Origin of the sequence: Xanthomonas populi, from assembly GCF_002940065.1 — a bacterium.
In the GTDB taxonomy this organism is placed as follows: domain Bacteria; phylum Pseudomonadota; class Gammaproteobacteria; order Xanthomonadales; family Xanthomonadaceae; genus Xanthomonas; species Xanthomonas populi.
Map to the genome: position 1 here is coordinate 1 of NZ_MDEJ01000136.1, position 10,217 is coordinate 10,217.

Annotated in this window: 10 protein-coding genes and 1 pseudogene; all 11 read left to right on the top strand. The window is 61.0% G+C overall.

The window, feature by feature from the left end:
* Nucleotides 1-424: 424 nt before the first annotated feature.
* Nucleotides 425-658, top strand: a pseudogene (locus XpopCFBP1817_RS17155) (KfrA protein); the annotation flags it as partial.
* 126 nt (nt 659-784) lie between these two features.
* Nucleotides 785-1,423, top strand: coding sequence for a ParA family partition ATPase (parA, locus tag XpopCFBP1817_RS17160; protein ID WP_128418040.1), 639 nt, complete (start codon nt 785-787; stop codon nt 1,421-1,423).
* Nucleotides 1,420-1,761 carry a hypothetical protein gene (locus XpopCFBP1817_RS17165; RefSeq protein WP_128418041.1) on the top strand — a complete coding sequence of 114 codons (342 nt, stop codon included), beginning with the start codon at nt 1,420-1,422 and terminating at the stop codon, nt 1,759-1,761. Before parA ends, XpopCFBP1817_RS17165 begins: the two co-directional genes overlap by 4 nt.
* A gap of 280 nt (nt 1,762-2,041) precedes the next feature.
* Complete coding sequence (locus XpopCFBP1817_RS17175) at nt 2,042-2,506, top strand: DUF2840 domain-containing protein (protein WP_128418042.1); 465 nt, start codon at nt 2,042-2,044, stop codon at nt 2,504-2,506.
* A gap of 4 nt (nt 2,507-2,510) precedes the next feature.
* Nucleotides 2,511-3,107, top strand: a complete 597-nt coding sequence (gene lepB / locus XpopCFBP1817_RS17180; protein ID WP_128418043.1) for a signal peptidase I — start codon at nt 2,511-2,513, stop codon at nt 3,105-3,107.
* Nucleotides 3,100-3,690, top strand: a complete 591-nt coding sequence (locus XpopCFBP1817_RS17185) for a lytic transglycosylase domain-containing protein (protein ID WP_128418044.1) — start codon at nt 3,100-3,102, stop codon at nt 3,688-3,690. Before lepB ends, XpopCFBP1817_RS17185 begins: the two co-directional genes overlap by 8 nt.
* Nucleotides 3,691-4,312: 622 nt before the next feature.
* The gene (locus XpopCFBP1817_RS17190; protein ID WP_128418047.1) at nt 4,313-6,115 is read left to right on the top strand and encodes a DUF3363 domain-containing protein; all 1,803 of its coding nucleotides are present in this window, start codon (nt 4,313-4,315) and stop codon (nt 6,113-6,115) included.
* 67 nt (nt 6,116-6,182) lie between these two features.
* Nucleotides 6,183-8,177 (top strand): IncP-type conjugal transfer protein TraG, encoded by a 1,995-nt coding sequence (gene traG / locus XpopCFBP1817_RS17195; protein ID WP_208619650.1) that lies wholly within the window; start codon nt 6,183-6,185, stop codon nt 8,175-8,177.
* Nucleotides 8,174-8,665, top strand: a complete 492-nt coding sequence (locus XpopCFBP1817_RS17200; RefSeq protein ID WP_040942455.1) for a hypothetical protein — start codon at nt 8,174-8,176, stop codon at nt 8,663-8,665. The genes traG and XpopCFBP1817_RS17200 overlap by 4 nt, the downstream gene beginning before the upstream one ends.
* A gap of 32 nt (nt 8,666-8,697) precedes the next feature.
* Nucleotides 8,698-9,237, top strand: coding sequence for a plasmid pRiA4b ORF-3 family protein (locus XpopCFBP1817_RS17205; protein ID WP_128418048.1), 540 nt, complete (start codon nt 8,698-8,700; stop codon nt 9,235-9,237).
* A 95-nt stretch (nt 9,238-9,332) separates the two neighbouring features.
* Complete coding sequence (locus XpopCFBP1817_RS17210; RefSeq protein WP_128418046.1) at nt 9,333-9,725, top strand: hypothetical protein; 393 nt, start codon at nt 9,333-9,335, stop codon at nt 9,723-9,725.
* Nucleotides 9,726-10,217 lie beyond the last annotated feature (492 nt).

Below are 10,217 nucleotides of genomic sequence, written 5' to 3' on the forward strand. Positions count from 1 at the left end.
TTGTCCTGTTTAATTGTCAGTCCATCCAGTCAACCTATGGTTGAAAGCACAGTCAGTAGAGCGCTCAACAGCAGATCGGCGTCGCCGCCGCTACGCGGCGCCGACAACGTTAGAAGCTCGATAGAGGGGCTGCGCCCCTCCCACCGCCACTGCGCATGAGAAAAATCGGGAAACCAACCAGAATGGGCGCGCAGTGGCGGCGGTTCCCTCCCGCAAAGAGCAAAAGCGGGTCGGCAGGGAGTGATATGGCTGGCGTTGGGACGTGCATGCCCCTTGAGCCTGCATTGAGCTTCGGCCAGGACGAGGGCACAGCGTCGCCGGGGACCAGGCGCAGCGAGCGACCAGGCGCAATCTCCCCTGGAACGCATACGAGCCAGGCGTTTCATCGTGTAAAAGCGGCCGGATAGCCGGCGAAACGTAAGCGCAGCTGGTGGACCTGCAGCAGCGTGCAAGCACGGCCGAGGCCCGCGCCAGCGAGTTGCGCACCGAGCTAGATCGGGCGCACTTGGTTGCTGCCGAGCAGCGCAACGCTGCCGGCCAGGCCCGCGAGGATGCAGCCACTCTACGGGGCCGGCTGTCTGTGTTTGAGTCGGCGGCCACCTCGCCCGCCTCGCCCAAGGCCGGCCAGGCCAAGCCGCGTTGTCGCGGCGCCACTTAAGCATGCACGCAGTCATGCATGCATGCAAACATGACTGCATCTAAAGCAGCTTGCATGTTTGCATGCATTTTGCTATGGTATTGCACACTTGCCCCGAGCAAGTGATTTCTACCAGGAGCGCAGCGCATGAAAACCATAGCTATCGCCGTCCAGAAAGGAGGCGCAGGCAAAACGACGATCGCGGTCCACCTCGCTGTAGCGGCGCAACAAGCTGGCCTACGCGTGGCGCTGGCTGATACCGATCCCCAAGGTTCTGCCAAGGCGTGGGCCGAAACCCGGAAGGACGAGAAGCTGGAAGTGGTGGCCATCACGTCCGCCAACGTCGGCGCAGCGGTCCAGGCCGCAGCCGAGGAAGGCTATGACCTGTTGATCGTGGACACCCCCCCGCACGCATCCGCGGGCATTGCGGCCGCGCTCGAGCATGCGGACCTTGCCCTGATGCCGGTCCGCCCGAGTCTGCTGGACCTGGCCGCCGCCCCGGCATCGATCCGACTGCTGCAGGCCAGCGGCAAGCCGGGGGCGTTCATTTTGTCCAGCGCCCCGATCCGCGCCAGCGAGACGCGTGAAGTGGAACGGGAGCTAGCCAGCACCGGTATCCCGGTGCTGGACACGGTCATACACGACCGGACGGCCTACCGCCGCGCCCTTGCTCACGGCCAGGCCGTGGGCGAATACGAACCGGCAGGCAAAGCCGCATTTGAGATTCGCGCCCTGTGGCGCGAAGTGCACACGCTTCTAAGCACAACCAAAGGAACCCACGTATGACCACTGGACTCTCCGGCAAGCTTCGCTCTATGGACAAGAACAGCCAACCAGACAAGCCGACGCGATCGGCCAAGTCGGCCGAACCAACCACGCAGACAGCTCCCAAGGCAGGGATGGCGAAGAGCGCGCCAAAGGTGGGGGCCAACCGCTCGATCACCATTCGTCACTTGACGGACGAGGACCTGCGCCGGATCTCTGAGTTTCGCTACACCCACGGTATGACCATCCAGGACGTCACCGTCGTAGGCATCTCGATGTTCCTCGAATCGATGGGCCTTGCGCCGTTGTCGGCGATGTCGTCGAAGTCCGACAACGCCGATTCCAGCGACGCCGAATAACGCATGCGCGCATGCAAGGCAGCTTGCATGTTTAGTTGCACGCATTTTCGCATACTAGCCTGCACGCAATTTTACATGCGCGCATGCTTGCAGCTGTGCATGCACGCATGTAAAGCAATATGCATGCGCGCATGCTTGCATGCTTGCATACTTGCATACTATCGCAATCGATGCATGCAAGTATGCAAGCTGCTTATGCGGTTTGCATGCATTTGTGCAGTGGTCGGGCTGCGACAAGCTGCATGCAAAGCGTCAAGCATGCGTGCATGCAGGCCTGACGATGGGCGCCCAGGTCATCGAAGCCTTCGCCAAGGGTTGCACGAACCGGCGGATTCTGGCCGGCAAGCCGCGCCAGGTTGGCCGCTGGGTGATTGGCGAAGACGGCACCCGTCGCCGGATACTGAGCTTCGCACCAGGTGACCGGTTTGCACTCGATCTATGGGAGCAGAACGACTACGGCACAACGCGATGGCGGGTTGTGCTATGTCAGGCATTACCGGCAAGACAGGCGGGCGAAAGCGTGCCGGCAGTGCGCCCGGATGTCGCAATTCTGGCGGACATCACAGGTGCAACGCGGGTGCGTGCATACGTCGCCTGGTTAGCGCTGAATCGGTCAAAAATCGACTCCCTAAATCGGCTAGAATTGGCGCGTATCGAACAGTTTTTCCAGCGCATGCCACTGGCGCGGTTGAAGGTTTTAACTGCCGACGTGAGAGCCAAAATCCCCCGCAAAAGGCGAGGTTAGCGGCATGTCTGTGGCACGAAAAAAGGTACTCAATGGACTAGCACTAGGCCTAGGGCTTGCAATTCTTGCCCCCGCACTTGGATGTGCGAGTGCGCGCGGTCTGGCCTCGCTAGGCTACACCGTGATTGCCAACCTTTCGCCAAGCGTGGCGAAAGGTCTGTACTTCCTGAATCGCAATACGCACAGGGCAGAGCGAGGCCAGCTGGTCGCATTTCCGCCACACAATGCGGCAGCGCGTTATGGTTTTGAACGCGGCTGGATGAAGCCCGGAAGTCTCTACATCAAGCGTGTCGGTGCGGTTGCCGGCGACACGGTGTGCGTCAACACCGAAGTCAGCATTGCAACCCCAACGACCGCAGGGCACCCATCCACCTATCGGCGTGTGGGCGCGGTCGCTGCCACAGATCGAACAGGCGTGCCATTGCCTCACGTCTTACAGGGCTGCAGGCGTGTTCCAGAGGGGCACATCTTCACCATCGGTGATGGTCTCGCCAACAGCTATGACGGCCGCTATTACGGGTTCGTTCCACTGTCGGCAGTTGTCGGAAGCATCACACCACTGTGGACGCAATGGCCCTCGATAGGAGTCGATCATGAGTGACCTCATGTCGGTGATTCTCGCCTGTTCCATCGGTGTACATCCGCAAACCGTGCAAGCAATCATCAAGCACGAGAGTGGCGGTAATCCGTATGCCATCAACAACCAGGTCCGTAGCTTCTACCCGACCAGGTTTGATGATGCCCAGCGGATCGCAGTCGAACAGGTGCGGGCCGGTCGCAGTACAGATATCGGGCTGATGCAGATCAACTCGCAGCATCTGACCAAGTTCGGAGTGACGCCGGTTGACCTACTGGACTCATGCGTAAACATCCGTATTGGCACCTTCATTTTGGCGCGGAACTACGCCCAGACATGGGCCAAATATCGCGCCGAAAAGCCTGCACTGCTGGGCGCCTTGTCGACGTACAACACCGGCAACGAGTCGCGCGGATTGAGCAATGGTTACGTGAGCTGGGTGTCGCAAGCGGCTGGGGTGGCGGTGAACTTCCCGGCAAGCGGGAAGGTGAGCGGCCGCTGGTCCACCAAAGCCCAAGCCAATGCTGTTCCCGTGATGTCGCCCGCAGCCGCGCCCACAGGGTTCACGGGGACCGGACCGAAGGCTGCACAACCGAGGCCACGCTGACCGCTTGTGCGGCTTTTTGCGGGTCGCGTCGGATAGGGCGTGTGCTGCACAAGGCCGTCGATTCCGAGACGCGCTACAGCGGAGCCAGGGCGGGGACTGTGCATTCTGCGAAGGTGGGTGTGATCGGAGGGGTGAGGGCGTCGGAGGGCAAAAACGGAGAAGCGGAAAAGAAGGACAAGATAAAAGTGTGTGTGGTATGTGGGTTTTAACTGACTATTTCTATTAGCTTTTTCTTACAACATTGTCATTTAACCTTGTTGTAATTTACAACATAGTTTTTTAGAGCCGGGAGACGACCGTGGTCGGCAGTGAAAAGCGCAGCTCAGCAGGGCAAGACAAGGGCGCTGGGAACGGCAGTCAGGGTGCAAGCAGCACCGACAAACCGCTGCGCGTTCGTCTGTCCAAGGGCCGCCAGGCGCGTAACAACTCCCAGGTCAACGAAGTCATTAGCCGTGTCAAAAGCGCTGCCAAGCGGGCGGCACGTACCGGGCGCATTTCCGGCGCGACCACGCACCATGCTGGGCGCGCTGCTGGCGTCAGGATTAACACCGGAAGCCGACAGCAGCGCGTCACCATCAAGGCCCGTGTGGTTGCAGCGCCACGGGTCGGAACAAAAGCCGCCATGCAGCGGCACGTGGACTATGCGCAGCGCCACGGCGTAGACAAGGATGGTGGGCCGGCTCGCCCATTTACCGACACGGGCGAACTCACGCGTGAGCAGACATCGCAGTTCGTGGATCGAGCAGAACCTGACCGGCATTCGTTCCGATTCATCGTCTCGCCGGAAGATGGCGCGAACTTGAATCTAGAAAGCTACACCCGCGATTTGATGCAACAGTTGGAGCGGGATCTAGGGACAAAACTGGACTGGATGGCGGTCGCCCACCATGACACCGACAACCCACACGTGCACATCATCTTGCGTGGGGTGGATGACAAGGGTGGCGACCTAGTGATTAGCCGCGACTACATCAGCAATGGTATGCGCGAGCGGGCACGTGAGCTGGCAACGCGCGAGTTGGGATATCGGAGCGATATCGACATCTATCGCTCTGCTGCAAAGGAGGTCATGCAAGAGCGCTGGACGGGTCTGGATGCGTCCATGCTTCGGGAGCAGCAGAGCCGCGAAAGCGGCCTAATCCATGCCGGCAAGGTGCATGCAGATCCGTTCCGCAATGCACAGCGGCAATTGCGGCTACAGCGGCTGGCGATCTTGCGTGACCACGGCTTAGCCACCGAACAGATGCCCGGTCGCTGGAAGATCCATGCTAACGCGCCGGAGGCGATGCGTGCGATGGCGCAAGAGCGCAGGTTAGCAACAGAGCTCAAGCCGCACATTGACGCCGAACGTAGCCGGCGCGGACTGCTGGCCGACAAGGACAGCCTGAACGCTGCATCCGTGCAGGGTGTCATCCTTGATCGCGGATTGGCAGACAAACTGTCAGGCACTGAGTACGTCATCGTTGGCGGATTCGACGGCCAGGTGCATTACGCGACGCTTAGCATGCACTCAGAACGACACATGCCTGAGCGCGGACGCATCGGCGACACCGTGGAGCTGGGCACCTACACGCCGCCAGCCGCCACGTCTGCGGACAAGAACGTGCTAAGGCGCTTGAAAAGCGGCGTCTATCTCCCTGACGCGCATCTGGCCGAGGTGAAGGCGTGGGACCCGAAGCGCTTGCCTGCGAATGCAACGCCGGAGTCCTACATCGATGCGCACGTCAATCGCATGGAAGCGCTGGCGAGCCGAGGACATGTCACCAAGCTGCCTGACGGCACGTTCCGTGTGCCGGCAGACCTCTTGGCGCGGCTCGATGGTGATCCAGCCATTGCCCGTGACAAAAACTCATTCGTGCGTCTGGACGTTAAGGCGCAAGGCTCGCTCAACCGCCAGAGCCAAGTCATCGGGCGAACGTTCCTTGACGAGCAGCTGACCGCTGGTCGCCTTGAGCAGATGAAGGGCGCTACCAGCCGCACCCGCACGCAAGCGCAGTTCCTGGAAGCGCTGGAAGCGCGCACCGACCGCCTGGTCGCACTGCGGATGGCCGAGCGCACTCCTGCGGGCGTGCGCCTCAAGGCCGGCTTTGACGAAGACATGCGCGGCATGGAGCTGGCCGATGCACAGAAACGGCTAGCGTCCAAGTATGGCCAGCCGGTCAATCTCGATGTAGCCCGCCGCTTTCAGGGAACAGTGGAGGCCATAGAGAACCTGCCCAGCGGCCCCCATGCGGTGATTGTGCAAAACGGAACGTTTGCGGTGGTGCCGGCGAAGGATGGCCTGCAGGGCCAGCTTGGCAACACCGTCGCGGTGCAGCTGGCGAAGGGCCAGAGCATGAACCAAACATTCCAGTCGGTGCGCATCCGTTTTGCTGCGATGGATGTGCTGGACAAGGGCAAATCGTTAGGACTCACACGGAGTTAAACCGATGGCACCACAAAGCAAACAACGCGAGAAAACCCGTCACGCTGGCGGACTGCGGGGCGGTCCCATGGTCGCCTGCGTGCTCTGCATCTTTCTTGGGGTGTGGGCAGCGGGCCAGTACGTCGCCTATGCGCTGGCCTACCAACCCCAGCTCGGTGCGCCCTGGTTCCAGATCGCCGGCCACGGCATCTATGCGCCGTGGTCATATTTCCCGTGGCTGTGGGATTACAACGCCTACGCGCCGGACATCTTCACCAGGGCGATCTACATCGTCGCCGTATTTGCAGCGCTGGGCTTCGTCGCCATGGTTGCGGTGGCCATCTTCCGCACCCGCGCCCAGGAGACGGTCTTGACGCACGGCTCGGCGCGCTGGGCCGAGGCCAGGGAAATCGAGAAGTCTGGCCTGCTGGGCCAGGCCGGCGTGGTACTCGGCATGACCGAAGACGGTCAGTACCTCACCCACAACGGCCCGGAGCATCTGGAAGTCACCGCGCCGAGCCGGTCGGGTAAAGGCGTGGGCATCGTCGTGCCCACGTTGCTGAACTGGCAGGCGAGCGTGGTGGTCAACGACATCAAGGGCGAGAACTGGGAGCTGACATCGGGCTACCGGAGCCGGATCGGCTATGCGTTGAAATTCAACCCAACCCAGCGCGACACCTGCAGGTTCAATCCGCTGGCCGAGATTCGCCCCGGCGACAACGAGGTGAAGGACGCCCAGAACGTTACCGACATGCTGGTTGACCCGGACGGCAAGGGCAAACCGGACCATTGGAGCAAAGAGGCCGATTCGTGGCTGCTGGCGGTGGTCCTACACGTGCTGTACGCCGAGCCAGACAAGACCTTGGCAGGCATCGCCATGTTCCTGGACAACCCGGAACGTACGATGGAGGCCACCTTGCAATACATGCTCGACACCAAACATCGCAACGGCAAGGTGCATCCTGTCGTGGCGATCGGTGCCAGGGCCATGCTCAACAAGAGCGCTAACGAGCGCAGCGGCGTGCACTCCACGGCGCGCAGCTTCTTCAACCTCTACTACGACCCCATTGTGGGAACGGCGACGAGCGAAAGTGACTTCCGCATCATCGACCTGATGCGTGCGCCATACCCGCTATCGCTGTATCTGATCAGTCCGCCGAGCGACAAATCACGTCTGCGGCCCTTGTTCCGGCTGATGCTGCAACAGATCACGCGCCGGCTGACCGAGGAATTGCACCCGGAGGGCAACAAGCATCGGCTGCTGTTGCTGGTCGATGAGTTCCCCTCGCTGGGGAAGTTGGAGTTCTTCGAGGAAGGGCTGGGCTATGTGGCCGGCTATGGCATCAAGTGCATGATGATCAATCAGAGCTACAACCAGATCGTCAAGTATTACGGGCCGAGCAACACCGTCATGGATGGCGCGCACATCCACGTGTGGTATGCGCCCAACACCGACGAGACGGCCAAGCGCATCAGCGATTCGCTTGGCATGACGACGGAGATCCACCAGCAGACCAACTACACCGGCGGGCGCTTGTCCGGCTGGTTAGGGCACGTGATGGTGTCCAACCAAGAATCGGCCCGCGCCCTGATGACCCCAGGCGAGGTGCGGGAAATGGACCCGTCCAAGAAGATCATCGTTGTCGCAGGCCTGCCGCCGATCATGGCCATGAAGATCAAGTATTACAGCGACAAACGGTTCTGCGACCTGGTGCCGCCGACTGACGAACGCGGCAAGGTGCTAGATCCGACCCACAAGTACGCACCGGTCGCCAACACCAGCGCCAGGCCATACCCCTACGGGCCGCCAGTCGCCGGCAACCCGTGGACCAAGCTTACCCCCGCTGTGGTGCCGGTCGCGGTGGCGGCCGCCCTGCAGCCGGCCGTCCAAGACTCCCGCGACCTGGACGCCACCCCCGAGCCGATGCCCGCACATGAGGTGGCCGTCGAAGCCGCGCCCATGCTCGATGACGATATCGGCGCCGATGCCGACATCCACACCCATGAAATCACCGTCAGCCCCGTCGCCAAAGCCGATGGCATGGATGCAGCCGACGACGACATGGACTACATGCTCCCATGAAGAAATCTGGCGGTAAGACCATCCTGCACACCCAAGTCGAAACACGGCTCATGCAGCTCGCAAAACGTGAAGCCGCCGAGCGGCGCATCCCGTTGCGCGCTGTGGTGGAGGCCGCGCTGGCCGAGCGTTACGACCCCGAACACGCCAAAGCCGAAGAAATGCTGGTCTTGAAGGAGTTGCGATCGCTGCGCAACGAGGTGCGCAACGTGCACTTCGGCAATCAGATGCTGGTTGAGCTAACCACGCTTACGACCAAGAACCTGTTTGCACGCCTGCCTGCTGCCACGCCTGCCAGCAACGCGGCGGGCGAGGGCTTCTACAACGCCCTGATCGCGTCGGTGGAACGCGTTTTCAGCCAGCGACAGCCGCTGCTGGACAAGTTGACCGGCTCGTTGTTGCGCGCCCAGACCGATAGCGAGTTCGACGCCCTGCAAGCAGCAACCGGGCAGACCGACAACGCCGACCACGATCCAGAGGCCACCCCATGAACGCATTACGCTCCACTAATGTGTCCGTTTCGATGATCAGCCACCCACCCGTATGGAGGCTCAAAATCCAGTTGCTTGGCATCTCCCCCACAGTCTGGCGTCGGCTCGATACCTACGCTGATGTGGAATTGGCGCAGCTGCACTACTTCATCCAAGGCGCGATGGGCTGGGAATTGATGCACCTGTTCTCGTTCGGGCATGGCAATGGCAGCGAGATTTCCAGTAAGCGCCGCTTGAGCGATGTCTCTGACATTGGAGAGACGCTGATCTACACCTATGACTTTGGCGATGACTGGCAACACCGAGTGACCGTCGAAAAGCTGATGGAAAAACCAACAGGAAGTTATCCGCACTTGATTACCGGCAAAAACGCCTGTCCGCCGGAGGATTGTGGCGGGCCATGGGGCTATGCGGAGATGCTCAGGGTACTTGCTGGCCGCAGCAGTGCCCGCCGACGCGAACTCACGGAGTGGTTAGGGGGCCCATTCGACCCCAACGCTTTCGACATTAGTGAGGCCAGAGAACGTCTTGCCGAGTACGTCAAGCTGTCCATGCCGGAAGCTCCACTTTGATTGAACGCCGGCGCTGTGCTCAACCGTGTGGCCTTATGCGCCCCTTCTCTCGCCGGCACTGCGCCCTCCCTGCCCTCCCGAGGAAGACAAAAACCATGGGCATCAATTACACCGACGAGTTGGCCAGCTTGGTGCTTTTCACTGGCACCACCGCGTTGGCTATCCGGCAATATAGTGCCTACCGCGCCGATACCACCCTTGCCAGTCGCACGGTGGCGCGCGATGTCATGTGGCTATCTGACAGCATGCACAACTTCGAGGCCATTGGCCGCAGTGTGTTGCAGGCCAACCACGCGCACGTCGCTTTCATGGCTGGTTTGCTGGCCGAGCAGTTCCAGGAGCATTTGCAGACCGATCCAAGTGACCCGGAATCGCCGGCAGCCGCCTTCCAACGTCACACCCAGTACGTCGACCTGCACGCCGTTATCGTTACGTTACTCAATCTGCAAGCCAAAGCAGCGGCGGCGGTCGAGGAGACGACGGTTTAAGAGGCGGTTGACACGTTCGCCTGTTGGCGAGAGGATTGGCCTATCGCTGCACAATCAGCGATTCGGCACATCAAACCGATCAAGATGGCAGGAGCGCGCAAGCGCCCATCGTCCGATGCTGGCGCTTTTATTTAGCTCGCCAGTTCTATGGTGGGCGGTGCGCGGAGGCCGCAAGGCCTGCCGGTTCCCGCTTCTGCCTATCCGGTTTTGATGACCGCGTACCGTCCACCACCTTTCCTGCGAGTACGCTCGCTCCTGCAAGAAGGTAGATTCAGCACCAGACGTACCAAAACAACGAGGCAGCCCGCCGGTGTAATGGGCGGATGCCGAAAACGAAAAAACCGCCCCGGCAAGGGCGGCTTTTTCATCACTGGTCTGGCGGGAACACCAGAGCAATGGGGCCTAATCGATGCCCCCATCCTAATCCCGCCGGCGAAGCCGTGCAAGAGGGAAAGGATGCTAAGGCCCACAAGCCAAACACCCCGCCCCGCT

Coding starts and splice junctions, on each gene's coding strand:
- XpopCFBP1817_RS17175 (WP_128418042.1), top strand. CDS start 2,042: ATGGGCGCCCAGGTCATCGAAGCCTTCGCCAAGGGTTGCACGAACCGG.
- XpopCFBP1817_RS17200 (WP_040942455.1), top strand. CDS start 8,174: ATGAAGAAATCTGGCGGTAAGACCATCCTGCACACCCAAGTCGAAACA.
- XpopCFBP1817_RS17185 (WP_128418044.1), top strand. CDS start 3,100: ATGAGTGACCTCATGTCGGTGATTCTCGCCTGTTCCATCGGTGTACAT.
- parA (WP_128418040.1), top strand. CDS start 785: ATGAAAACCATAGCTATCGCCGTCCAGAAAGGAGGCGCAGGCAAAACG.
- XpopCFBP1817_RS17205 (WP_128418048.1), top strand. CDS start 8,698: ATGATCAGCCACCCACCCGTATGGAGGCTCAAAATCCAGTTGCTTGGC.
- traG (WP_208619650.1), top strand. CDS start 6,183: ATGGTCGCCTGCGTGCTCTGCATCTTTCTTGGGGTGTGGGCAGCGGGC.
- XpopCFBP1817_RS17190 (WP_128418047.1), top strand. CDS start 4,313: ATGCAGCGGCACGTGGACTATGCGCAGCGCCACGGCGTAGACAAGGAT.
- XpopCFBP1817_RS17165 (WP_128418041.1), top strand. CDS start 1,420: ATGACCACTGGACTCTCCGGCAAGCTTCGCTCTATGGACAAGAACAGC.
- lepB (WP_128418043.1), top strand. CDS start 2,511: ATGTCTGTGGCACGAAAAAAGGTACTCAATGGACTAGCACTAGGCCTA.
- XpopCFBP1817_RS17210 (WP_128418046.1), top strand. CDS start 9,333: ATGGGCATCAATTACACCGACGAGTTGGCCAGCTTGGTGCTTTTCACT.